At 71.9% G+C, this 23,017-nt stretch carries 27 protein-coding genes; 12 read left to right on the top strand and 15 right to left on the bottom strand.

Annotated elements, in window-relative coordinates:
* The 3 genes from ACYVIP_RS43665 to ACYVIP_RS43675 all read left to right on the top strand — a co-directional run.
* Positions 1-408 (top strand): aminoglycoside phosphotransferase family protein (locus ACYVIP_RS43665; protein ID WP_460407022.1); only part of this gene is annotated, 408 nt, incomplete at its 5' end.
* Between the two features lie 30 nt (positions 409-438).
* The gene (locus ACYVIP_RS43670) at positions 439-1,731 is read left to right on the top strand and encodes a magnesium transporter MgtE N-terminal domain-containing protein (protein WP_460407023.1); all 1,293 of its coding nucleotides are present in this window, start codon (positions 439-441) and stop codon (positions 1,729-1,731) included.
* Positions 1,724-2,236, top strand: coding sequence for a DUF1003 domain-containing protein (locus tag ACYVIP_RS43675; RefSeq protein WP_460407024.1), 513 nt, complete (start codon positions 1,724-1,726; stop codon positions 2,234-2,236). Before ACYVIP_RS43670 ends, ACYVIP_RS43675 begins: the two co-directional genes overlap by 8 nt.
* Here ACYVIP_RS43675 and ACYVIP_RS43680 read toward each other — a convergent pair.
* Positions 2,233-2,685, bottom strand: coding sequence for a MarR family winged helix-turn-helix transcriptional regulator (locus tag ACYVIP_RS43680; RefSeq protein ID WP_460407025.1), 453 nt, complete (start codon positions 2,683-2,685; stop codon positions 2,233-2,235). The two genes, ACYVIP_RS43675 and ACYVIP_RS43680, sit on opposite strands and share 4 nt — an antisense overlap.
* A 93-nt stretch (positions 2,686-2,778) precedes the next feature.
* Here ACYVIP_RS43680 and ACYVIP_RS43685 point away from each other — a divergent pair, with 93 nt between their 5' ends.
* Positions 2,779-3,924 carry an Mrp/NBP35 family ATP-binding protein gene (locus ACYVIP_RS43685; RefSeq protein WP_460407026.1) on the top strand — a complete coding sequence of 382 codons (1,146 nt, stop codon included), beginning with the start codon at positions 2,779-2,781 and terminating at the stop codon, positions 3,922-3,924.
* Between the two features lie 74 nt (positions 3,925-3,998).
* Here ACYVIP_RS43685 and tatB read toward each other — a convergent pair whose 3' ends face one another.
* The 4 genes from tatB to sigE are packed head-to-tail and all read right to left on the bottom strand — an operon-like array spanning position 3,999 to position 7,208.
* A complete protein-coding gene (tatB, locus tag ACYVIP_RS43690; RefSeq protein ID WP_460407027.1) occupies positions 3,999-4,403 on the bottom strand; it encodes a Sec-independent protein translocase protein TatB in 405 nt (134 codons plus the stop codon).
* Between the two features lie 48 nt (positions 4,404-4,451).
* Positions 4,452-5,963 (bottom strand): S1C family serine protease, encoded by a 1,512-nt coding sequence (locus tag ACYVIP_RS43695; protein ID WP_460407028.1) that lies wholly within the window; start codon positions 5,961-5,963, stop codon positions 4,452-4,454.
* A gap of 58 nt (positions 5,964-6,021) precedes the next feature.
* Positions 6,022-6,615 carry an anti-sigma factor family protein gene (locus ACYVIP_RS43700; protein ID WP_460407029.1) on the bottom strand — a complete coding sequence of 198 codons (594 nt, stop codon included), beginning with the start codon at positions 6,613-6,615 and terminating at the stop codon, positions 6,022-6,024.
* Complete coding sequence (gene sigE, locus ACYVIP_RS43705; protein WP_460407030.1) at positions 6,612-7,208, bottom strand: RNA polymerase sigma factor SigE; 597 nt, start codon at positions 7,206-7,208, stop codon at positions 6,612-6,614. The genes ACYVIP_RS43700 and sigE overlap by 4 nt, the downstream gene beginning before the upstream one ends.
* A gap of 244 nt (positions 7,209-7,452) precedes the next feature.
* Between sigE and ACYVIP_RS43710 the strand changes: the two genes are divergently transcribed.
* Positions 7,453-8,103, top strand: a complete 651-nt coding sequence (locus ACYVIP_RS43710; RefSeq protein WP_460407031.1) for an O-methyltransferase — start codon at positions 7,453-7,455, stop codon at positions 8,101-8,103.
* A 9-nt stretch (positions 8,104-8,112) separates the two neighbouring features.
* On the opposite strand, the gene ACYVIP_RS43715 is transcribed toward ACYVIP_RS43710, so the two are convergent.
* Together ACYVIP_RS43715 and glgC are read right to left on the bottom strand one after the other, a co-directional pair.
* Positions 8,113-8,400, bottom strand: coding sequence for a hypothetical protein (locus ACYVIP_RS43715; protein ID WP_460407032.1), 288 nt, complete (start codon positions 8,398-8,400; stop codon positions 8,113-8,115).
* Between the two features lie 36 nt (positions 8,401-8,436).
* A complete protein-coding gene (gene glgC / locus ACYVIP_RS43720) occupies positions 8,437-9,654 on the bottom strand; it encodes a glucose-1-phosphate adenylyltransferase (protein ID WP_460407033.1) in 1,218 nt (405 codons plus the stop codon).
* Positions 9,655-9,700: 46 nt separating this feature from the next.
* On the opposite strand from glgC, the gene glgA reads away from it, so the two are divergent.
* On the top strand, positions 9,701-10,858 hold the full coding sequence (gene glgA / locus ACYVIP_RS43725; protein ID WP_460407034.1) for a glycogen synthase: 1,158 nt from the start codon (positions 9,701-9,703) through the stop codon (positions 10,856-10,858).
* Positions 10,859-10,938: 80 nt separating this feature from the next.
* Positions 10,939-11,445, top strand: a complete 507-nt coding sequence (locus ACYVIP_RS43730; protein WP_460407035.1) for a GtrA family protein — start codon at positions 10,939-10,941, stop codon at positions 11,443-11,445.
* Here the strand turns inward: ACYVIP_RS43730 and ACYVIP_RS43735 are convergent.
* Positions 11,367-12,887 carry a leucyl aminopeptidase family protein gene (locus ACYVIP_RS43735; RefSeq protein ID WP_460407036.1) on the bottom strand — a complete coding sequence of 507 codons (1,521 nt, stop codon included), beginning with the start codon at positions 12,885-12,887 and terminating at the stop codon, positions 11,367-11,369. The genes ACYVIP_RS43730 and ACYVIP_RS43735 overlap by 79 nt on opposite strands.
* A gap of 47 nt (positions 12,888-12,934) precedes the next feature.
* A complete protein-coding gene (locus ACYVIP_RS43740) occupies positions 12,935-13,102 on the bottom strand; it encodes a DUF3117 domain-containing protein (RefSeq protein ID WP_075136168.1) in 168 nt (55 codons plus the stop codon).
* 183 nt (positions 13,103-13,285) lie between these two features.
* Here ACYVIP_RS43740 and ACYVIP_RS43745 point away from each other — a divergent pair, with 183 nt between their 5' ends.
* Entirely contained in the window at positions 13,286-14,086 is an 801-nt protein-coding gene (locus ACYVIP_RS43745; protein WP_460407037.1) for a PaaX family transcriptional regulator, read from the top strand.
* 19 nt (positions 14,087-14,105) lie between these two features.
* Complete coding sequence (locus ACYVIP_RS43750) at positions 14,106-14,885, top strand: enoyl-CoA hydratase-related protein (protein ID WP_460407038.1); 780 nt, start codon at positions 14,106-14,108, stop codon at positions 14,883-14,885.
* Here ACYVIP_RS43750 and ACYVIP_RS43755 read toward each other — a convergent pair.
* Genes ACYVIP_RS43755 through ACYVIP_RS43770 form a run of 4 tightly spaced genes read right to left on the bottom strand, consistent with a single transcriptional unit; the run spans position 14,872 to position 17,440 of the window.
* Positions 14,872-15,096, bottom strand: coding sequence for an exodeoxyribonuclease VII small subunit (locus ACYVIP_RS43755; protein ID WP_460407039.1), 225 nt, complete (start codon positions 15,094-15,096; stop codon positions 14,872-14,874). The genes ACYVIP_RS43750 and ACYVIP_RS43755 overlap by 14 nt on opposite strands.
* Positions 15,093-15,530 carry a sugar ABC transporter substrate-binding protein gene (locus ACYVIP_RS43760; protein ID WP_460407040.1) on the bottom strand — a complete coding sequence of 146 codons (438 nt, stop codon included), beginning with the start codon at positions 15,528-15,530 and terminating at the stop codon, positions 15,093-15,095. The genes ACYVIP_RS43755 and ACYVIP_RS43760 overlap by 4 nt, the downstream gene beginning before the upstream one ends.
* Positions 15,511-16,773 carry an exodeoxyribonuclease VII large subunit gene (gene xseA / locus ACYVIP_RS43765; RefSeq protein WP_460407041.1) on the bottom strand — a complete coding sequence of 421 codons (1,263 nt, stop codon included), beginning with the start codon at positions 16,771-16,773 and terminating at the stop codon, positions 15,511-15,513. The genes ACYVIP_RS43760 and xseA overlap by 20 nt, the downstream gene beginning before the upstream one ends.
* A complete protein-coding gene (locus ACYVIP_RS43770; RefSeq protein ID WP_460407042.1) occupies positions 16,766-17,440 on the bottom strand; it encodes a lipid droplet-associated protein in 675 nt (224 codons plus the stop codon). Before ACYVIP_RS43770 ends, xseA begins: the two co-directional genes overlap by 8 nt.
* A gap of 67 nt (positions 17,441-17,507) precedes the next feature.
* On the opposite strand from ACYVIP_RS43770, the gene ACYVIP_RS43775 reads away from it, so the two are divergent.
* On the top strand, positions 17,508-18,476 hold the full coding sequence (locus ACYVIP_RS43775; RefSeq protein ID WP_460407043.1) for a 4-hydroxy-3-methylbut-2-enyl diphosphate reductase: 969 nt from the start codon (positions 17,508-17,510) through the stop codon (positions 18,474-18,476).
* A gap of 183 nt (positions 18,477-18,659) precedes the next feature.
* Here ACYVIP_RS43775 and ACYVIP_RS43780 read toward each other — a convergent pair whose 3' ends face one another.
* Positions 18,660-19,490, bottom strand: a complete 831-nt coding sequence (locus ACYVIP_RS43780) for a DUF6542 domain-containing protein (RefSeq protein ID WP_460407044.1) — start codon at positions 19,488-19,490, stop codon at positions 18,660-18,662.
* Between the two features lie 318 nt (positions 19,491-19,808).
* Positions 19,809-20,795: a DNA recombination protein RmuC gene (gene rmuC / locus ACYVIP_RS43785; protein WP_460407045.1), complete on the bottom strand. Its 987-nt coding sequence runs from the start codon at positions 20,793-20,795 to the stop codon at positions 19,809-19,811.
* A gap of 162 nt (positions 20,796-20,957) precedes the next feature.
* Between rmuC and ACYVIP_RS43790 the strand changes: the two genes are divergently transcribed.
* Complete coding sequence (locus ACYVIP_RS43790; protein ID WP_460407046.1) at positions 20,958-22,139, top strand: exonuclease SbcCD subunit D; 1,182 nt, start codon at positions 20,958-20,960, stop codon at positions 22,137-22,139.
* On the top strand, positions 22,136-23,017 hold an 882-nt coding region (locus ACYVIP_RS43795; RefSeq protein ID WP_460407047.1), incomplete at its 3' end, for an AAA family ATPase. The genes ACYVIP_RS43790 and ACYVIP_RS43795, both read left to right, overlap by 4 nt.

Consider the following 23,017-nt stretch of genomic DNA (forward strand, 5'->3'; position numbering starts at 1 on the left):
GCGCGCTGGGCGCGGGAGCTGCCGGCGCGGGCGCGCGGCCGGGTGCCCGCGCGGTTCGTCGACGCCGCCGTGGCCTACTGCGCGCTGCTCGGCCCGCGCGCGGGCGACCGGCTGGTCAACGAGGACCTGCACTTCGACAACGTGCTCGCCGGCACCCGGGAGCCGTGGCTGGTGATCGACCCGAAACCGATCGCGGGCGACCCGGAGTTCGGGCTGATCCCGTTGCTGTGGAACAGGTTCGACGACCGGGTCGGCGAGCGGCTGGCGACCGTGTGCCGACTCGCCGGACTGGACGTCGAGCTGGCCAGGCGCTGGACGCTGGTGCGTGCGGTCGAGACGTGGGCCGAGGGCGGCGAGTTCCCCACCGCACGACTGTGCGGCGAGATCGCCGAGGTCGTCGCCGAGTGAGCCGACCCCAGGCCGGATAGCCTGACCGTCGTGGGTTCCGTGAACAGGGTGTTCGTCGCTCAGCTGGCCGGGTTACCCGTCTACGGTCCGGACGGCGAGTCGATCGGCAAGATCCGCGATGTCGTGGTGACCCTGCGCACCGACCGCCAGCCACCCCGGGTGCTCGGCGCGGTCGTCGAGCTGGCCACCCGCCGGCGGATCTTCGTGCCGATGCTGCGGGTCACCTCGATCGACGCCACCGCGGTCACGCTGGCCACCGGCTCGGTCAACCTGCGGCGGTTCAACCAGCGGCCGAGCGAGATCCTCGTCGTCGGCCAGCTGCTGGACGCGCGGGTGACCCTCGAGGAGGACGACGCGAGCGCGGTCGTGGTCGACGCGGCGATGGAGCTGACCCGCACCAGGGACTGGCTGCTCGGCCGGGTCGCCGTGCAGTCGCGGACCGGGCGGCTCGGCCGGCGCGGGCCGGTGCGGGTGGTGCACTGGGAGGACGTGCGCGGTCCGGGGATCGCCGAGCTCGCCCAGCTGCCACAGGGCACGGCCCAGCTGCTGGCGGTGTTCGACTCGATGCGGGCCGCCGACGTGGCCGCCGCGCTGCGGGACCTGCCGGCCAAGCGGCGCTACGAGGTGGCCGACGGGCTCGACGACGAGCGGCTCGCGGACGTGTTCGAGGAGTTGCCCGAGATCGTGCAGAAGGACCTGCTCGCCCACCTCGACGAGGAACGCGCCGCGGACATCCTCGAGGCCATGGACCCAGACGACGCCGCCGACCTGCTCGGCGAGCTGTCCGAGCTGGACAAGGACCGGCTGCTGGAGCTGATGGAGACCGAGGAGTCCGACCCGGTGCGCAGGCTGCTGGCCTACTCCGCGGACACCGCCGGCGGCCTGATGACGCCGGAGCCGATCGTGCTGACCCCGGACGCGACCATCGCCGAGGCGCTGGCCATGGCGCGCAACCCGGACATCACCCCGGCGCTGGCCAGCATGGTGTTCGTCTGCCGGCCGCCGTCGGCCACGCCGACCGGGCGCTACCTCGGCTGCGTGCACCTGCAGCGGCTGTTGCGCGAACCGCCGGGTGAGCTGGTGGCCGGCGCGCTGGACCCCGAGCTGGCCCGGCTGCCGCCGACCGCGCCGCTGGCCGACGTGACCCGCTACTTCGCCGCCTACGACCTGGTGTGCGGGCCGGTGGTGGACGACACCGAGCACCTGCTCGGCGCAGTGACCGTCGATGACGTGCTGGATCACCTGCTGCCGGCCGGCTGGCGCGACGACGGTGACTGGGCACCCGGTGGCGGCACGACCGAGAGCGCGGCCGCCGATGGCTGAGACCCGACGCCGCCGACTCGACCAGCCGCGGTCGACCCGCAGGCTGCGGCTGCCGGTGTGGGATCCGGAGATGTTCGGCCAGCTGTCCGAACGACTCGCCCGGTTCCTCGGCACCGGGAAGTTCCTGTTCTGGCAGACACTGCTCGTGATCAGCTGGATCGCGCTGAACCTGTTCGCGGTCACCCTGCGGTGGGACCCGTACCCGTTCATCCTGCTGAACCTGGCGTTCTCCACCCAGGCGGCGTACGCGGCACCGTTGATCCTGCTGGCGCAGAACCGGCAGGACAACCGGGACCGGGTGTCGCTGGAGGAGGACCGGGCGCGGGCCGCGCAGACCAAGGAGGACACCGAGTTCCTCGCCCGCGAGCTGGCGGCGCTGCGGCTGGCCGTCGGTGAGGTCGCCACCCGCGACTACCTACGCGGTGAGCTGGACAAACTGCGCAAGGACCTGCGACGCCGGCCGACCCCGGAGTCGATCCGCGACGACGCGCGCTGGTCGGACTAGTCGGCCAGGCGGGTGCACAGCTCGCCGAAGTTGGCGAGCTCGGCCTGGTCGAAATGGTCGATGAAGTGGCGGACGACACCGGCGAGATGCGTATGCGCGGCCTCACGGAGAGTGTCCACGCCCTTGGTGGTGAGCACGGCGACGACACCGCGGCCGTCGCCGGTGAAGCGTTCGCGGGTGACCATCCCGGCCACCTCGAGTCGGTCAACCAGCCGGGTGACACCCGACCGGGACAGCAGGACGGCGTCGGCCAACTCGGCCATCCGCAGCCGGCGGTCGGGGGCCTCGGCCAGCTGAACCAGCACGTCATAGCCGCCGAGGGACAGCGGATGCGCGGCGACCAGCTCGGTTTCGAGCACCCGGACGATCCGCGCGTGCGCCCGCAGGAACGAGCGCCACGCGTCGACCTCGAACCCGGTTGGTAACCGGTTCACGGCTGGTTCCACCACGTGGGTGATGTTACGGAACGCTCGTGCCCACTTGCATCTTCACCGAGACGGTCACCGGAACGGTTGTTGTGTATTGCCCGTAGCATGAAATCTGTGACGACCAGCGAGCCAACTCGGGTTCCCGACGTCGAGGCCGTTCGCGCGGCGTTGGCGGGCGTGCAGGACCCGGAGATCCACAAGCCGATCACCGACCTCGGCATGGTCAAGAACGTGACCGTCGGTGAACACGGTGCCGTTCACGTGGAGATCTATCTGACCGTGGCCGGCTGTCCACTGCGAGACAAGATCACCCGCGACGTGACCACGGCGGTCACCGCGGTCGAGGGTGTGGGTGAGGTCACGGTCGAACTGGACGTGATGAGCGACCAGCAACGCACCGAACTGCGCCGCAGCCTTCGCGGGGACGCCGAGGAGCCGAAGATCCCGTTCGCCGAGCCGGGATCGCTGACCAGGGTGTACTGCGTGGCGTCCGGCAAGGGCGGGGTCGGCAAGTCGAGCCTGACGGTGAACCTGGCGGTGGCCATGGCCGCGCGCGGGCTGTCGGTCGGCGTGGTCGACGCGGACATCTACGGCCACTCGGTGCCCAGGATGCTCGGCGCGCACACCCGGCCGACGCGGGTGGAGAAGATGATCCTGCCGCCGGAGGCCAACGGCGTGAAGGTCATCTCGATCGCGATGTTCACCCAGGGCAACACGCCGGTGGTGTGGCGGGGGCCGATGTTGCACCGGGCGCTGCAGCAGTTCCTGGCGGACGTCTTCTGGGGCGACCTGGACGTGCTGCTGCTCGACCTGCCGCCCGGCACCGGCGACATCGCGATCTCGGTCGCCCAGCTGATCCCGAACGCGGAGATCCTGGTGGTGACCACGCCGCAGCTGGCGGCCGCCGAGGTGGCCGAGCGCGCGGGCGCGATCGCGTTGCAGACCAGGCAGCGGCTGGCGGGCGTGATCGAGAACATGTCGTGGCTGGAGCTGCCGGACGGTTCACGGATGGAGCCGTGGGGCTCCGGCGGTGGCCAGAAGGTGGCCGACTCGCTGACCAGGACCGTCGGCGCGGACGTGCCCCTGCTGGGCAAGGTGCCGATGGACCCCCGGCTGCGTGAGGCAGGGGACGAGGGAAAACCCCTGGTCACCGCGGTCCCGGAGGCTCCGGCCGCGCAGGTGCTGACCGACATCGCGACCCGGCTGTCGGTCAGGGCACGCGGCCTTGCCGGCCGCATGCTGTCGGTCTCCCCAGCCTGACCGGTCCGGACACTGCCCTGAATGCCTCATTCGAGACGCTCAACGTCCTGAATGAGGCATTCAGGGCGTTGGCGCTAGGTGGCGTCGGGGTCGAAGGTGGCGGGTTTGGTTGGGCCGCCGGTGGTGGCTTCGGGGGTGGGGTCCTGGCGCTTGGGGGTGGCGGGCGGCGGTGGCGTGTGGCCGTTGGGCTTGGTGTGGCCGTTGGGGGTGTCCACGTCGTCGAACAGGTGGCGGGTGACGGCTCGGCGCGGGTCGAAGTTGCGTAGTTGCTGCAGGTCTTCGAGGGGTTTGCGGAGCTCGTCGAAGTCGTCGCCCATCTCGTTCTTGAGCTGGTCCCTGGCGCCGGTCGCGTACTCGCGGACCTTGCGCACGTTGCGGCCGAGCCACGCCGCCGCGGACGGCAGCCGCTCCGGACCGAGAATGAAGAGGCCGGCCACCACAATGATAAGAATCTCGGCCAAGCCGATGCTGTCGAACACTGTGGCCTACCTTCACCGAACGAATGTCACCAGGACCAGGGTAGCCAATCAGTCCGACTGCAGGGTCACCTGAATCGTCAGCTCGCGTCCACCCCTGGCCAACACCACCGGCACCCGCTCACCGATGTCGTGCAGCCGCACCGCGACGATCAGCTCCGCCGCGTCCGCGATGCCCCGGTCGCCGACCTTCCGGATCACATCACCCTGCTTGATGCCCGCCTTCGCCGCCGCGCCGCCGTCGCGCACGTTCTGCACCTTGGCGCCCTCTGCCGTGTCCGCCGACACCGACGCCACGTTCACGCCAAGGTCGGCGTGGTTCACCTTGCCGTCCCGGATGAGCGCCTCGACGATGCCGCGCGCGTAGTCGATCGGGACCGCGAAGCCGAGGCCGACACTGCCGGTACTGGCCCCGTCGGTCTGGATCGACGTGTTGATGCCGACCAGCGCCCCGGTCGAGTCCACCAGCGGACCGCCCGAGTTGCCCTGGTTGATCGCCGCGTCGGTCTGGATCGCGTCGTAGGCCGCGGGCTCCCCGCTCTCGCCGGTCAGCACCGGCCGGTTCAACGCGCTGACGATGCCCTGGGTGACCGTGTCGTTCTGCCGAAGCGGCGAGCCGATCGCGATCACCGTGTCACCGACCTGCAGGTCACCGGAGCGGCCGAGCTGGATGACCGTCGGGTTCCGCACGTCCACCTTGATCACCGCGAGGTCGGACTTCGCGTCCAGGCCGACCAACTCGGCCTTGACCCGGGTGCCGTCGACGAACTTCACGGTGAGCTCCCGGCCGTCGGCGGCCGAGAAGACCACGTGCTCGTTGGTCAGGATGTAGCCGTTGCTGTCGATCACCGCGCCGGAGCCCTCGACGGACTGACCCTCGCTGATCCGCACCTCGATGGTCACCACCGCGGGCCGCACCCGGCGCGCGATGTCGGCGACCGAGCCAGCCGGGCGTTCCTTGCTCGCGGACACCTGCGCCAGCGAGATGTCCTGGTTGAGCCGCTCACCGCCGCGCCCCAGGTACCAGCCGGCGACCCCGCCCGCGGTGCCGATCAGCAAGGCCACCAGCCCGAGCGTGAGCAGCGCGGTCACCCTGACCCGGCGACCGAAGATCAGCTCCGGCAGGCTGAGCAGCTGACCGGCCGGCCGGTCGGACTTCTTGTGGTCCCGGGCGCGCTTGGCGTCCTCGGCGCCCAGTGCCGGCGGGCCGATCACCGCACCTGCCGCCGGGTCACGCCACGGGTCGCCCGCCGCGTCGTCGTCCCACGGGTCGACCCCGTTGGGCGAGTCGTCCGTCGGTGGGCGCTGGAGCAGCTCGGTGCCGCCATGCGGCCGGCCGAACGCGCTGGCCAGCGACTCCGGCACCGGCGGCGCGGCCTTCAGCTCGGCGAACGCCGCCCGCGCACCCGCCGGCCCGCCGGGCTGGGCGGAGAACGGGCCGTCCACCCCACTCGGCCGGCCGAACACCGCCGCACTCGACGGGTCGACGGCCGGGCGGTCCAGCGGACGCGGTCCCAGCCTCGGCCGATCGTTCGGTGACTCGGGGATCTGCTGGTCGTTCATCGCTGCTCAGCCTGCCTGATCACCGGTGAAGTCGGCGTAGCGGCCGGGGTGCGGCGGCTCAGCGACCAGCGGTGTGCAGGATGTAGCCGGCCTGCTTGATCTGGTTGGCGTCGGCGACGGCCGGCCGGTCCGGCTGGGTGCCAACGGCGGGCCGGGGCTCCTCGTCGCCGCCGGTGCTCACCAGCGCCAGCGCGCCGAGCACCAGACCGGACACCACGACACCGGCGCCCTGGGCGGTGCGCCTGCTCGAGCGACGCCCGAGTACCGCGTCGCCCTCACCGAGTTTGGCGGACGACCCGAGCGGCGGACTCGCCCCAAAAGGGGCCGGCATCCGTTCCGGTCGCTGCACGACCACCAGCTGACCGTCATCGGTCATCGCCAACCCGTCCGGCGCGGTCGGCATCTCGACCTGCTGGGGGATGGCGCGCAGCGTGGCGAGCAACCCCGCCGGCACGGACGGCACGTCGGCGGACTGGACCACGGACGCGGTCTGCCGCTGCGCGACGATGTCGGCCAGGCAGTGTGGGCACCTTGCCATGTGTGCCGACGCGCGGTCATGCGCCGTCGCGGACAGTTCCCCGTCGACGAAGGCAACCACGACGTCCGGCAGAAGATGCTGTTCGGACAGACCCCAACCGCGCTCGTCGGTCACGACCTACCCTCCCGTACGAGTTCTCTGCGCCGCTCCAGCGACGCCCGCAAAGCCTGGCGCCCACGGTGAATCCTGCTTCGAACAGTACCCAACTTCACCCCGAGTGTGGCACCGATCTCCTCGTAGGAGAGTCCTTCGACGTCACAGAGCACGACCGCGGCCCGGAACTCCGGGGGCAGCTCGTCCAGCGCGGCCTGCAGGTCGGGGTCGAGATGGGTCTCGACATAGACCTGCTCCGGGCTCGGGTCGTCGCCCGCGAGCCGGTCGGTGTCCTCTGGCAGGCCCTCCATGCGCAGCCGCGAGCGGCGCCGGGCCATGTCGAGGAACAGGTTCGTGGTGATGCGGTGCAGCCAGCCCTCGAAGGTGCCCGGCTTGTAGCTCGACAGTGACCGGAAGACCCGGATGAAGGTCTCCTGGGTAAGGTCCTCGGCGTCGTGCGCGTTGCCGCTCAGGCGGTAGGCGAGCCGGTAGACCCGGTCGGCGTGCTCCCGCACGACCTCGTCCCACGACGGCGGGGTCCAGGTGGACTCCTCGTCCACGTGGACGGGTTGCACTGGCTCGGCAACAGCGGTGCCGGTCGACTGCTTGTGCATCGGGCGGGTAGCCACCTCCCTGGGGCTGTCAGCCCCACTGTCATGCTCAACGCCGACTCTGCCCATCGTGTTCCCACCCCTGCCGTCGCGGTTCAGCTTCCTGTACCGCTCTCGATCCCCTTGCAAACCTGATACTGCTTTCCCCTGATGTGAAGGTAGTGAGAGGCGCCTGAGAGGCGGCTGAGAAATGCGCGGTGACCGGCTTGCACCAGTTTCCGGCCGGATAACGCTAACCTCACATGCCGTGGCATCCGATACGCCGACGATCGACACGGACGCGCTCGCGGCCTACGTCGACGGCTTCGTCTCCGAGGACGACGCGCTGGTCAACGCCCGTGCCAGAGGCGTTGAGCTCGGCTGCGCGCCGATCTCGCCGGCAGGCGGAGCCATCCTGCGTTTCCTGGCGACCACGCTGCGGGCCAAGGCCGTGGTGGAGATCGGTACCGGATCGGGTGTCAGCGGGTTGTACCTGCTGCGTGGGATGGCACCGGACGGGGTACTCACCTCCATCGACGTGGAGCCCGAGCACCAGAGCGCCGCCAAGCGGGCGTTCGCCGGCGCCGGCATGGGCCAGGGCCGGGCCAGGCTGATCATGGGCCGCGCGCTGGACGTGCTGCCCCGGCTGACCGAGGAGGCCTACGACCTGCTGTACGTGGACGCCGCCCGGCAGGAGTACCCGGGCTACCACGAGCAGGGCGTCCGGCTGCTGCGGCCGGGCGGGGTGATCGCGTTCGACAACGTGCTGTGGTCCGGCCAGGTCGCCAACCCGGCGCGCCGGGACGCGGAGACGGTGGCGCTGCGGGAGGTCACCCGGGCCGTGCGGGAGGACGACCGGCTGGTGCCGATCCTGCTCCCCCTCGGCGACGGCCTGCTGGTCGCCGCGAAGGCGCACTAGCCGGGCGGGTCAGCTCTCGGAGGCGACGAAGCCGCCGACCAGCGCGCCCGCGCCGAGTCCGATCACCACGACCGCCCAGCCGGCGCCGTCCCAGGTCGACTCGCCCTGCCACCAGCCCCACAACGCGCTCGCCGCCAGGCCGAACGGCAGGAACATCAGCAGGCCGCCGATGATCCCGGTGCCGATCCGCAGGCCGCTTCGCCGCCTGCGCTTGCCGTCTGCGCGGGCGTCGGCGACCGGGGACATCTGCCACATGGCGCGGAACGGGTCCTGTTCCGGCGGCGGCTGCGGTTCCATGCGCCAACGGTATGTGGTCCGGCCGGCGAACGGGAGCTATTCGGCGCGTTCGCCCTTGCCGAGCACCACGACACCGCCCGGACTGACCGTGTACCGCTCGCGGTCGGCCGCGGCGTCGACGCCGACCCTGGCGCCGTCGCGCACCGAGACGTTCTTGTCCAGGATCGCCCGGCGCACGACCGCGCCCCGGCCGACCCGGACCCCCGGCAGCAGCACGCTGCCCTCGACCGTGGCGCCGTCCTCGATCATCACGTCCGCGCTGATCACCGAGTCCTTCACGAAGGAGCCGGAGACGATCGAGCCGGGGCCGACGATCGACTCGACCGCGGTGCCGGTGTTGACGAACTTGGCCGGCGGCAACGGGGGCGTCGCGGTGCGGATCGGCCAGCGGTGGTTGTACAGGTTGAAGACCGGGTGCACGGACACCAGGTCCATGTGGGAGTCGTAGTAGGCGTCCAGGGTGCCGACGTCGCGCCAGTAGCCGCGGTCGCGCTCGGTGGCGCCGGGGACCTCGTTGTCGTCGAAGTCGTAGACCATCGCGCCGCCGTCGGCGACCAGCATCGGGATGATGTCCCCGCCCATGTCGTGCATCGACTCCGGGTTGGCCGCGTCCGTGCGCAGCGCGTCGAGCAGCACGTCGGTGCGGAAGACGTAGTTGCCCATGGACGCGAAGGTGACCTCCGGGTCGTCGGGCACGTGCGGGGGCTCGGCCGGCTTCTCCAGGAACCGGGTGATCCGGCCGTGGCGGTCGGAGTCGATGCAGCCGAACGCCTTCGCCTCGGTCCGTGGCACCCGGATCCCGGCGACGGTCACCCCGGCGTCGGTCTCCATGTGCTGGTCCACCATCTGCGAGGGGTCCATCCGGTACACGTGGTCGGCGCCGAAGACCACGATCTGGTCCGGGCGCTCGTCGTAGACCAGGTTCAGCGACTGGAAGATGGCGTCCGCGCTGCCGGTGTACCAGCGGGGTCCGAGCCGCTGCTGGGCCGGCACCGGGGTGATGTACTGCCCGAGCACGCTGGACAGCCGCCACGTGGTGGAGATGTGGCGGTCCAGCGAGTGCGACTTGTACTGGGTCAGCACGCACAGCCGGTGATAGCCGCCGTTGACCAGGTTGGACAGCACGAAGTCGATCAGCCGGTAGTTGCCCCCGAATGGCACGGCGGGCTTGGCCCGGTCGGCGGTCAGCGGCCAGAGCCGCTTCCCCTCACCGCCGGCGAGCACGATCGCGAGCACGTTGGGCTGGCCCTTCACGTGCTGACCCTAACCGCGCGCCGGTGATCAGGGCTACCTTGCGGAGGTGCGACTCGGACTCTTAACCCGGGAGTTCCCTCCCGAGGTCTACGGCGGCGCGGGGGTACACGTCGAGTTCCTGGTGCCCCGCCTGCGGGAACTGATCGATGTGGACGTACACGCGTTCGGCGCGCCCCGCTCGGCCGACGGTGTGCACTCGCACAACCCCACCGGGCTCGAACACGCCAACACCGCGCTGCGCACGCTGTCGGCCGACCTGTCGATGGCCGCCGCGCTCGACGGGGTCGACCTGGTGCACTCGCACACCTGGTACGCCAACTTCGCCGGGCAGCTCGCCAAGCTGCTCTACGGCGTCCCACACGTGATCACCGCGCACTCACTGGAACCGCGCAGGCCGTGGAAGGCCGAGCAGCTCGGTGGCGGCTACCAGCTCTCCTCGTGGGTGGAGCGGACCAGCTACGAGTCCGCCGACGCGATCATCGCGGTGAGCGCCGCCATGCGCACCGACGTGCTCGACTGCTACCCCGGGCTCGACCCGGCGCGGGTGCGGGTCGTGCACAACGGCATCGACTCGGCGGCCTACCACCCCGTCACCGAGGACGACGCGCTGCACCGCTACGGCGTGGACCCCGACCGCCCGATCGTGGTGTTCGTCGGCCGGATCACCCAGCAGAAGGGCGTCGGCCACCTGATCGCGGCCGCCCACCAGATCGACCCGGCAGCACAGGTCGTGCTGTGCGCCGGCGCGCCGGACACGCCGGAGATCGCGGCCAGGACCCGTGCGGAGGTCGAGGAGCTGTCGATGGCCCGCGACGGCGTGATCTGGCTGCAGAAGATGCTCCAGCCGGCGGAGGTCCGCCAGCTGCTCAGCCACGCGACGGTGTTCGTCTGCCCGTCGGTCTACGAGCCGATGGGCATCGTGAACCTGGAGGCGATGGCGTGCGGCACGGCGGTCGTGGCCTCCGATGTCGGAGGCATCCCGGAAGTGGTCCAGGACCGGCGGACCGGGCTGCTGGTGCACTACGACCCGGCCGACGAGTCCACCTTTCGAGTGGACCTGGCGACCGCGGTGAACGAGCTGCTCGCGAACCCGTCACTGGCGCGTGCCTTCGGCGCCGCCGGCCGGGCGCTGGCGGAGCGGGAGTTCTCCTGGACGGGCGCGGCGGCCAGGACCGTCGAGGTCTACGACTCGGTGCTCCCCTGAGCTCCAGTCCGGGTGGAGACCGACTGATATCAGGGTCATTCCTGAGAGCGCGTTCAGCCGGCGGCGGTTAACTTTGCCAGGTGGCTCAGACATCACCGGCGCCCCGACTCCGAATCCGCTTCGCGCGGTTCTCGGTGGCGTCCGCGATCGCCACCGGGATCAGCCAGCTCGTGCTGCTGACCGTCTACTGGGTCGGCTGGAGCCAGGACGCGGCGGCGGCGAGCACGATCGCGTTCCTCGCCGGCTCGGTGCCCCACTTCCTGATGGTCCGCTACTGGGCGTGGGCCGACACCGACCCCGGCCGGCTGCGCCAGCAGCTGACCACCTACTTCACCGTGACACTGATCAGCGGTGTGGCCGCCATCGGCCTGACCACCGTGGCCGAGCAGGCGTTCCTGCCGCTGGTGGCCGACCAGGGCTGGCGCGCGGTACTGCTGGTGGTGAGCTACCTGGCCGCGAGCGGCCCGGTGTTCCTGGTGAAGTTCGCCCTGTTCAACCGGGTGTTCGCTCAGCGCCCGTACGCGGCGGCCAACTCGACCAGGGTCCGCGCGGCGAACCCGGTCGCCCCGGCGGTCACCTCGTCGTAGGTCCGCTCGGCCCGCGCCGGGCCGGCGATGTCCAGGTGCGCCCACGGCAACCCGCCGGTGAACTCCCGCAGGAACATGGCCGCGCCGATCGCGCCGGGGCCGGTCGGGCACTGCGCGACGTCGGCGACGTCACTGCGCACCGTGTCCGCGAACTCGCCGTCGACGCTGTCCAGGTCCGAGGCCAACGGCATCCGCCACCACCGCTCGCCGGCCGCCGACCCGGCCGCGTTGACCCGGTCCCAGACCGCGTCCTGGCTGGCGAACACCCCGCCGGTGCGCAGGCCGAGCGCTATCTTCATCGCCCCGGTCAGCGTGGCCACGTCGACCACCAGGTCCGGGGACAGCGTGGCGACCGCGTAGGCCAGCGCGTCGGCCATGATCATCCGGCCTTCGGCATCGGTGTTGGTGACCTCGGTCGTGCGCCCGCCGTAGTGCCGCACGACGTCGCCCGGTCGGTAGGCCGACCCGGAAAGGTGGTTCTCCGCACACGGGACCAGCCCGGTCACCCGCACGTCCGGCGCCAGCTCGGCGAGCGCGGTCACCGCGGCGATCACCGCCGCGCCGCCGGACATGTCCGTGCGCATCAGGTGCATCCCGTCGGCCGGCTTCACCGAGATGCCGCCGGTGTCGAACGTGATGCCCTTGCCGACCAGCACGACGTGCGGCGCCCCGCGCCTGCCCCGCAGCGCCAGCTCGACGAACCTTGGCGGCCTGCTCGACCCGCCGCCGACCGCGAGCACACCGCCGAAGCCCTGCGCGGCCAGCCACCGGTCGTCCCGCACGGTCACCCGCACGCCGGGCGCGCGGCCGGCGACGCGCTCGGCCGTACGGGCGAGCCACGCCGGGTCCTTGACGTTGGACGGCGTGTTCGCGAGGTCTCTGGCCAGCGCGGTCGCGCTGGCCAGTACCGCCGCCCGGCGAACGGCGTCGGTCAGCTCCGGCCGGTCCGCGCCGGTCACCAGCCGGATCGTGCGCAGTCGCGGGACCGCCGGGGTCCCGGTGACCTGGTAGGCGTAGCCGCCGAGCCGCAGACCGAGCACCAGCTCGCCGACCTCGGGTAGGCCAAGGTCGGGCGGCAGCTCGAGCGCGAGCGCCCGGTCGGTCGGCCTGCCGGCGTCGGCGTCGCGCTCGATCCTGGCGTTCACCGCCCTGGTCAACGCCGCGCCCGCGGTGCGCCAGTGGCCGGGGGTGCCGTCGCCGGTGCCGACCAGCCAGGCCACGCCGGAACCAGCTGGTCCCGGGTGCACCTCCCCCGCCTTGCCGGTGTGCGCGACGGCGGCCGGCCACTCGCCGTCGAGGATGTCCCGGCCGGGCACCAGTGGCGTCGCCGCGTCACCGGAGCCCGTCGCGGTGACGACGGCCAGCGGCGTGCCCCGCCGTGGCGCCGTGATCGTTTCCACCTCGGGGAGTGCCGTCGGTAGGACGGGTACCGACGTGTGCACGAGACCTCCATTCGAGGACCTCGGGCCCTCCACTCTGGACAGGGGGGTCAGCCGGCCGCGACCTTCAACGCGTCCCCGAGAGCGCTCGCCTCCTCTGCCGACATCTCGACGACGAGGCGTCCACCACCCTCGAGTGGGACGCGCATCACGATGCCCCTACCCTCCTTGGTCACCTCGAGGGGACCGTCACCGGTCCGGGGCTTCATGGCCGCCATAGCGTGCTCCCTCCGTCATAGCCTGCCGCTCCGGACGGGGCCAACCGGCCGAAGACGGTGACATTCTCCCCTATGGCATCTCGGCGGTGAAATCGAACCGATCAACTGCGTGTCGATGACCGGCCGTTATGCGCCCGAAACCCCCTGGCGCCGGGCCGCCGCCGACTGGGAGGATCGAAAATCGTGCGAGCCAGGTCCGCGCTGTTCGACGTGTACGGCAGCTACCTCCGAGCCCGAGGTGGCGTTGCCGCCATCGCCGCGTTGGTGCGCCTGCTCGAGCCGCTTGGCTTCGAGGCCCCGGCGATCCGCACCGCGGTGTCCAGAATGGTGCGTCAGGACTGGCTGTGTCCGGTACGGCTCGCGGAGGGCCCCGGCTACGCGCTGACCGCCAGGGCCGAGCGCAGGCTCGACGAGGCGGCCGCCAGGATCTACCGGACCCGTCCCTCTACTTGGGATGGTCGGTGGCAGGTGCTGGCGCTGGACGAGCTGCCGACCCGCACGGCCCGCGACCGGCTCGACTCGTCGCTGCGGCTGCTCGGCTACGGCCCGCTCGGGCCGACCACCTGGGTCGCCCCCCGGCCATCGGCCGCGCTGACCGAGGTGCTCGAGACCGAGGGCCTTGCCGGCCGCACGTTCGTCGGCGAGCACGACGGCGACGACGCCGAGCTGGCCGCCCGCGCGTGGGACCTGGACACCCTGGGCACCGACTACGCGGCCTTCGTCACCGAGTGGCAGCCGATCGTGTCCGCAGTGGACGGTTCGGCGCCGGCAGAGGCCTTCGCCGCGTCCCAGCACCTGCTGCACGCGTGGCGCAAGTTCCTGTTCCGCGACCCCGGCCTGCCGCCGTCCCTGCTGCCGCCTGGCTGGCCGGGGACCGAGGCGGCAGACTTCTTCGACCGGGAGACCGCGCGCCTGGCTCCGGCCGCGGAGACGTTCCTGTCGGACTGTCTCAACCGAGGCACCCGCGCGCGCTCCAGCGCATGACCTGTGGAGGTAGCACACCGTGGCCGTACTGCTGGTCGATGATCGCGACGGGGTCCGCACGCTGACGCTCAACCGGCCGGAGTCGTTCAACTCGCTGACCGTCGAGCTCAAGGAGCGCCTGCTCGAGGCGCTGACCGACGCCGCGGGCGACGACTCGGTGCGCGCGGTGGTGCTCACCGGCGCCGGCAAGGCGTTCTGCGCCGGGCAGGACCTCAAGGAGCACGTCGCCGTGTTGCGCGCGGCCGACCCGGAGCCGTTCCGGACCGTCGCCGAGCACTACAACCCGATCGTCCGGGCGCTGACCGGGATGCCGAAACCGGTGATCGCCGCGGTGAACGGGATGGCCGCCGGTGCCGGCGCCTCGTTCGCCTACGCGTGCGACCTGCGGGTGGCGGCGCCGAAGGCGAAGTTCCTGATGGCCTTCGCCACCATCGGCCTCACCGCGGACTCCGGTGCTTCGTGGACGTTGTCGCGGCTGATCGGCTACGGCCGGGCGATGGAGATGGTGCTGCTGGCCAAGCCGGTGACCGCCGACGAGGCGTTGGCGCTCGGCATGGTCACGCAGGTGGCGCCGGACGCGCTCGGCGCGGCGACGGAGCTGGCCGCGCGGATGGCCACCGGGCCGACAACCGGCTTCGCCAGGATCAAGGAGGCGATGCTGGTCGCCGCGGGGTCCGATCTGGAGGGTGCGCTCGCCTGCGAGGGCGACGGCCAGCGCGCGCTTGGCGGCTCACCCGATCACCGGGAGGCCGTTGAGGCCTTCGTGGAGAAGCGGACGCCGGTATTCACCGGCCGGTGACCTCCGACTCGGCGGCGGCCAGGGCGGTCTCGATGCGTTCGCGGGCGCCGGCGAGGTGGCGGTCGCAGAGCTTGGCCAGCGTCTCGCCGCGCTCCCAGAGCGCGAGCGAGTCCTCAAGGGGCAGTCCGCCGCTCTCCAGCTTCGCGACCACCTCGGCCAGCTCGTCGCGCGCCTGTTCGTAGTTCAGGCCGTCGGTCGGGTCGTCGGTCACGTGGCTGGAGTCTCCAATCGGGAGTGCGAGTTCACCAGCACCGTAGCCACCGCCTGGTCGTAGCCGACGAACGCCTCGGCGAACTCGGCGCCGTCGCGTTCGGCGACCGCGTCCTCGATCCGCTGGAGCGCGCTGGACACCCGTTCCCGATGCTGGGAGCCGCGACCGAACCACCAGCGGGTGCCGGCGTACACCGAGGTCACCTCGGACAGCTCGCGCAACCGGTTGGGCAGCGCGCGGCGGCCGGGGGCGTCGCAGCCCGCGCACAGCGCCGCCCAGCACTCGGCCGCGGCGGCGTCGGCCCGGCGAGCCCGGTCCCGGACCAGCTCGGCGGTCGAGCGTAAGGTCGGCGTGCGGGCCATGGCCTGCGTGACCGCGAAGGTCGCGCTGATGGTCAGCGGCAGGAAGGTCGGGTCACGCTCCAGCCTTGGCACCGTTACCTCCACTCGCGCTCGGCTCGCGGTCGGAGACGGTCGCGTGCACCGCGCCGTCGGCGACCCGGACTCTCAGCTGGGTGCCGTCGGCGGCCTCGGCGACCGAGCGGAGCACCCGCGAGTTCCCGTCGTCGTCGACGCGCTGCACGACCGCGTATCCGCGGGCAAGCGTGGCGGCTGGTCCCAACGTCGTCAAGCGGGCACCAGTGTGGTTCAGGTGCGCCGCCTCGGCGGCCACCAGCGCCTTCACCGCCCGCCGTGATCGCTCCACAAGGGTGTTGACCTGCGCACTTCGCTGTTCCAGTGGCGTCAGTGGGTCGCTGAGGACGGGTCGGCTGCGCAGCGCGATGAGCAGCCGGCGCTCACGATCCACCCAGCCGTGAAGCGCGCGGCGGGCGCGGTCGCGGAGCTGGCGGACTTTCGCGGTCTCCTCGGCGATGTCGGGCACCACCCGTTTGCCGGCGTCGGTCGGGGTCGAGCAGCGCAGGTCGGCGACGTGGTCGAGCAGTGGGGTGTCCTGCTCGTGGCCGATCGCGGAGACCACCGGGGTGGCGCAGGCGGACACCGCGCGCAGCAGCGTCTCGTCGGAGAAGGGCAGCAGGTCCTCGACGCTGCCGCCGCCGCGGGCGATCACGATCACCTGCACGTTCCGGTCTCTGTCCAAAGAGGACAGTGCGTCGACGATCTGGGGCACCGCGAGCGCGCCCTGCACGGCGACGTTCTCGACCCGGAACCGGACGGCCGGCCAGCGCGCCCGCGCATTGGTCAGCACGTCCTTCTCCGCGGCCGATGCGCGGCCGGTGACCAGGCCGACGGTGTGCGGCAGGAACGGTGGCCTTCGCTTACGTCGCTTGTCGAAGATCCCTTCCGCGGCAAGGAGTTTGCGCAGCCGCTCGATGCGCGCGAGCAGCTCGCCGATGCCGACCGCGCGGATCTCGTCGGCGCGCAGGGACAGCGTTCCCCTGCCGATGAAGAACGCCGGTTGGGCGTGCAGGATGACCCGGGTGCCGTCGGTCAGCGGTTGTTCGCGCAGCAGTCCGGTGGCGCAGGTGACGGTCATCGAGACGTCGGCGGCCGGGTCGCGCAGGGTGATGAACGCGGTGCCGGTGCCCGGGCGGTTGGAGATCTGGGTGACCTGGCCCTCGACCCAGATGTCGCCGAGGCGGTTGATCCAGTCGGCGATCTTGCGGGCGACCGTACGCACCGGCCATGGGCGCTCGGGGGTGGTGGCGGGCTCAGTCACCGGTGTCGCGCACCGTCGCGATACGCCGAGTCAGCATGCCGACGAACGACGGGCGGTTGGCGTTGGCGCGCTCGTAGTCGAGTAGTTCGGCGAGCTCGTCGGCGGTGAAGCGGCGGAGCCGGGCGCGGAGTTGGGCCAGGGACAGGGTGTCGTAGTTCTCCGCCGCGGCGAGGTCGCGTTCGGCGGCGGCGGTCTGCTCGGCGAGCGCGCGCTGCTCGGCGACCCAGGGGTCGTCGGCGGGGAAACCGTTCGCCGACCGCGTGGCGGTCTCCGCTTCGGTGTCGCCTTCGGGGTCGCCTTCGGGGTCGGTGTCGTCGGTGTCGTCGTCGGTGTCGTCGGTCACCCGGTCGAACGCGGACCGGCGGGCGCGGTCGTCGGTGCGGTCACCGTCGGTGCGGTGACTGTCGGTGCGGTCGTCGTCCTCGAGGTCTTCGTCGAAGGTGGCCCACTCCGGGGTTTCCTCGGCCTGGCTCAGGCTCGAGAGCACCTCGTCGCCGCGGATGGCGAGTTCGGTGACCTGTTGCTGGACACGCATGGAGACCTGGAGTGCCTGGCTGGCGACGGTGACCGGGAGGCCGGCCAGCTTGGCGGGCAGGGTTCGGGCTTGCTCCACCGCGGTGGCGGCGAGCCCGGCGGCCACGCGCACCGGGAGCGGGATCGACTTCATGGGGTCTAGCCTGCCTCAGGTCAACCGATATGCCCACCGGCCATGCCGGGTCCGTAGGCTGGGTCGCATGACCAAGCGAGTCCTGCTGGCCAAACCACGCGGCTACTGCGCAGGCGTCGACCGGGCGGTGGTGACCGTCGAGAAGGCGTTAGAGACCTATGGTCCGCCGGTGTACGTGCGCAAGGAGATCGTGCACAACAAGCACGTGGTGGAGACCCTGACCGAGCGCGGCGCGATCTTCGTCGAGGAGGCGGACGAGGTGCCGGAGGGTGCGCTGGTGGTGTTCTCCGCGCACGGAGTGGCGCCCGCGGTGCACGAGCAGGCGGCGGCGCGCGAGCTGCGCACGATCGACGCGACCTGCCCGCTGGTGACCAAGGTGCACCAGGAGGCCAAGCGGTTCGCCAGGGACGACTACGACATCCTGCTGATCGGCCATGAGGGCCACGAGGAGGTCGAGGGGACCGCCGGGGAGGCGCCGGCGCACGTGCAGCTGGTGGACACGGCCGAGGACGTGCGGAAGGTCACGGTGCGCGACCCGTCGAAGGTGGTGTGGCTGTCGCAGACCACGCTGTCGGTGGACGAGACCCTGGTGCGGGTGAACGAGCTGAAGGAGCGGTTCCCCGGGCTGCAGGACCCGCCGAGCGATGACATCTGTTACGCCACGCAGAACCGCCAGGTCGCGGTGAAGGCGATGGCGGCGGAGTGCGACCTGGTGTTGGTGGTCGGTTCGCAGAACTCGTCGAACTCGAAGCGGCTGGTCGAGGTGGCGCTGCAGGCGGGGGCGCGGGCGTCGTACCTGGTCGACTACGCCCGTGAGGTGGATCCGGCGTGGCTGGACGGGGTGTCCACGGTTGGCGTGACCAGTGGGGCGTCGGTGCCGGACATCCTGGTGATGGACCTGTTGTCGTGGCTGGCGGAGCGGGGGTGGGCGGAGGTGCAGGAGGTGACCACCGCCAACGAGAAGGTGGCGTTCGCGCTGCCGAGGGAGCTGCGGAAGGCACTCGAGACCGAGGACCTCAAGGGCAGCGTCCGGTAGCCGCGGCTCGCGCGGCTCGACCCCACAAGACACGAACGTTGAACTAGCGCGGCGGGAGCGTCGGACTCGCGCGCTGGGAGCGTTGAACTCGCGAGGCGGGAACGTTGAACTCGCGCGTTGGGAGCGTTGGACTCGCGTGGCGGGCTTGCGCGGCGCTGGCCGGTAGCTGGTGGTGCGGTGTGGTCAGCGGTGGTTGTCCGGGGGGCGGCGGCGGGGGCGGGGAGTGCCGCGTTCGCCGGGGTCGCGGCGGGGGTTGGGGCGGTCGTCGCGACGGGGACGGGGGTCTGCACCGGGGTCGCGGCGTCGGGGGGGTGGGTCGCCGTCGTCGCGGGGGCGGGAGCGGGAGCCGCGAGACGGGCGGTCGCTGGTGCCGCGTTCTGGGGCGCCCTGGTCGCGGTCGCGGCGGGTGGTGCGGGGTTCTCGGGGGTTCTGGTCGCCCTGGGGGCGTGGGGGGCGGCCGCGTTGGCCGCGGCGGGGTGCCGGCTCGTCGGGGTCGCCCTGGCGGCTCTGGCGGGCCTCGGGGGGGACGCGGTCGCGGTTGCCGGTGCGTTCGCGGCGGGGGGACTCGGGATCGCGGGGGCGGCGGGGCTCCTTGGCCGGGCGGCCCTTCTTGCCGGTGTTGGCGCGGACCGGTGGGTTGGGGTCGCGTTCCTTCCACAACCGGTAGCCGCCGATCGCCACGGTCAGCACGGTCGCGATCGCCATCGTCGGGAAGTAGCTGGTCAGCTCGATCGCCACGCCGATGACCTTCTTGCCCAGCCCTTTGGCCAGGTTGTCGCCGAGGGTGAGCATGGCACCGATGGCGGTCACCGCGAACACCAGCGGCGGCTGCACGATCGGGCCGAACAGGCTCCGCCGCTGCACCAGGCAGATCGCGGCGACGCACCCCAGTACGAACGCGACCTGGTAGATCAGCCCCAGCTCGCCCTGGAGGAGCATCGCAACGATCGCCGCGACAACGGACAAACCGAACGTGAGCAGCACACAGGCCCACCAGGGCAGGCCCCGAGACATGCCAAGGATCGGGCGGTCATCCCACGCCGGCTCGGTGTCTGCTGCAGGATCGCTCCGGCGATCGCGGGTCGCGGTCACGGCGCACACGTTAGTAGGTCAGTTGGCGCTGCTGACCGCCGTTCTTGAAACGGCATCACCCGCACCACACCCCGATGTGAAACAGGACACAGCGCGCCTACTGTCCGCTGCCGGCGCGGCGGGCACCCGTTTGACCAGTTGCGCCAGGTTGACGGGTCGAGGACAACATGTGTCCAGCAGGTTGTCCGCGCCTGACACGTGGTGGTGATCACAGCGAGTGGGCATGTCTCATAACGGACATCAGAACGGGATCTCCGAGTCGGCCACCTCCTCACCGTCGGTCTGTGCCACCAGTTCACGCGGCGCGGGAGCGCCCGTCACCAGTACCTCGTCGACGCGCCGGACCTGGGCGACCGGAGTCGGACTCGCGGCGGCCTCGGTCAACGGGCCGACCGCGGTCGCGAACTGGGTCAGCGCGTCCAGCTCCCGCCGGCGCGCCTGCAGGAACCGCTGCAGGTGGGTGCTCGACACGTTGACCGCGTCGATCGCGCCCTCCGCCGCCCGGTGCGCCGCGGCCGCGTGCCCCCGCAGCGCCTCGATGTCCTCGACCAGGACGCGCTCGCTGGCCGCCAGCATCGCCGCGGACGCGATCACCGCGAACCCCGTCGGGCCGCAGACGAACACCCGCCGGTCGAGCAGCCAGCGCAGCAGGTCGGGGTCGGCGTCCATGGCGGCGACCACCGCGGCGTCGGACGGGACGAACATGACCGTGCCGTAGATCGCGTCCGCCCAGCGCTGGTAGCCCTTCCCGGCCAGCTCCGCCGCCCGGGAGCGGATGTTGCGCACGTGCACGCGCAACGCGTCCATCCGCTCGTCGACGTCCTCGGTCTCCACCGCCTCGATCCAGCAGGCGATGCTCATCTTGGCGTCGACCGGCACCCGCCGGCCGTCGCCGACGATCAGGAGCATGTCCGGGCGCACCGAGCCGCCGCCGCCGACATCGGTCTGCAGCGAGAAGTGCAGGCCCTCGCGCAGGCCAAGCGCGCGGGCGGTCTCCACCAGCGCGCGCTCGCCGAGCTCGCCCCGGCCGTGGATGGAGGCGAAGGTGACCTCGTAGCGGCGTAACGCCGCCGCGTGCGCGTCGGTGCGGTCGCGCTCCTGGCGCATGGCGACCGCCGCCGCGTCGAGCCTGCGCTGGCTGTCGGCGTAGAGCCGGAAGAACAGCGCCACGCCGGCGACGATCAACAGCAACAGCACGACGGCTACCGTGCCGAACACTGCGGCCATCGTTGGCTCCCTTCGCTGGATCTCGGTGTCGAGGTGGTCGGGATCATCTTGTCGGGGGGCACCGACAATTCCGGGTGGCGGGTCGCCGCTCGGCGCGCGACCCCCTCTCCGAGTGGCGTGGCTCCCGCACTTCGCCGGCTCGCGGCCCTAACTTTGTCCGCCATGCGGCTGCTGCATACCTCCGACTGGCACGTCGGCCGGATGTTCCACGGTCGGGACCTGCTCGCCGACCAGGAGACGGTGCTCGGCGGGCTGGCCGACCTGGTCGCCGACGAGCGGGTCGACGTGGTCGTGGTCGCCGGCGATCTCTACGACCGGGCGGTGCCCGCCGGTGAGGCGGTCTCCGCGTGCACCCGGATTCTCGACCGGATCAGGTCAGCCGGCGCCCAGTTGGTGATCACGTCTGGCAACCACGACTCGGCGCCCCGGCTGGGCGCGTTCGCCGAGTTCGCCGCCGCCGGCGGGCTGCACCTACGCACCAGGGTGGCCGAGCTCGACCGCCCGGTGCTGCTCGAGGACGAGCACGGACCTGTTGCCCTGTATGGCATCCCGTACCTGGAGCCGGAGCCGGCCCGGCACGCGATGCTGATCGACGCGACCGGCCACGCCGGCGTGCTGACCGAGGCGATGCGGCGCGTCCGAGCAGACCTGGCCGAACGGCCGGAGTCCACCCGATCAGTGGTGCTCGCGCACGCGTTCGTCACCGGCGGTAGCCCGAGCGCCTCGGAGCGGACGATCGCGGTCGGCGGCGTCGAGCAGGTGCCGAGCACGGTGTTCGCCGGCGTCGACTACGTGGCGCTTGGCCATCTGCACGGCCCACAGCGGCTGGCCGAGCACCTGCGCTACTCCGGCAGCCCGCTGGCGTACTCGTTCTCCGAGGCCCGCCACCGCAAGTCCGTCTGGCTGGTGGAGCTGGACGAGGGTGGCCTGACCGGGGTCGAGCGGCGGGAGCTACCGGTGCCGCGCGCGCTGTCCACGGTCACCGGCACGCTCGACGAGCTGCTCGCCGACCCGGCACACGAGCGGCTGGTGGACCACTACCTGTCCGTCGAGCTGACCGACCAGGTGCGGCCGACCGACGCGTTGCGCAGGCTCCAGGAGCGGTTCCCGCACGCGGTGCACCTGGACTGGCGGCCGGCGGGCGGCCGGCTCGCGGCGTCGCTGCGGTACGCGAGCACCGTGCGCAGCCGCACCGACCACGAGGTGGCCTGCCAGTTCGTCGACGACTGCCGAGGCGCCGAGCCGACCGACGGCGAGCGGGCGCTGCTGCGCGAGGCGCTGGCCGCGGTGGCCAACGAGGAGCGTGCCGAGCTCGCCAACCAGCGCGGGAACCACGCGGCATGAGGCTGCACCGGTTGGCGGTCACGGCCTTCGGGCCCTACCCCGGCCACGAGGTCGTCGACTTCGACCGGCTCGCCGAGGACGGGTTGTTCCTGCTGCACGGCGACACCGGCGCCGGCAAGACGACACTGCTGGACGCGGTGGCCTTCGCCCTGTTCGGGGCGGTGCCGGGGCTGCGGGACCAGGCCCGGCGGCTGCGGTGTGACTACGCGGACCCCGGGGTGGCGACCGAGGTCCGGCTCGAGCTGACCGTGCGCGGGTACCGGTTGCTGCTGGTGCGCGGCCCGGAGTACGAGCGGCCGAAGAAGCGGGGCGGGGGCACCACGAAGCAGCAGGCGCGGGCGTCGCTCACCTGGGTCGGGGACGCGCCGGCGGGACACGCGCCGGACGGCGTGACCAGGATCGACGAGGTCGGCCGGACCGTGGAACGGCTGCTCGGGATGAGCAAGGACCAGTTCTTCCAGGTGGTGCTGCTGCCGCAGGGCGAGTTCGCCAGGTTCCTGTGCGCGGAGACCGACGAGCGGGAACGGTTGCTGGAGAAGCTGTTCGGCACCCAGCACTTCGCACTGGTCGAGCGGTGGTTCCGGGACCGGCGGACGAACCGGGGGCGGGCGCTTGAGCAGGCGCGCGTCGAGTGCGGGCAGTTGGTGGCGCGGGTGGCCCAGGTCGTCGGCGAGGAGCCGAGGGAGACGGCGGACGAGCCGTGGTTGGCGGCGCTGCTGGCGCGCACCACGGCGGCGGCGTCGGCTGCGGTGACCGCCGAGTTGACGGCGGCGGGCGAGCGGGACCGGGCGGAGGCGGAGTTCCTGGCGCTGCGGGCGTTGGCGGAGCGGGTCGGCCGGGCGCGCGCGGCGGTTGCCGAGTTGGCCGCGCTCGAGGCG

The sequence above is a fragment of the Actinophytocola sediminis genome, from assembly GCF_054779715.1.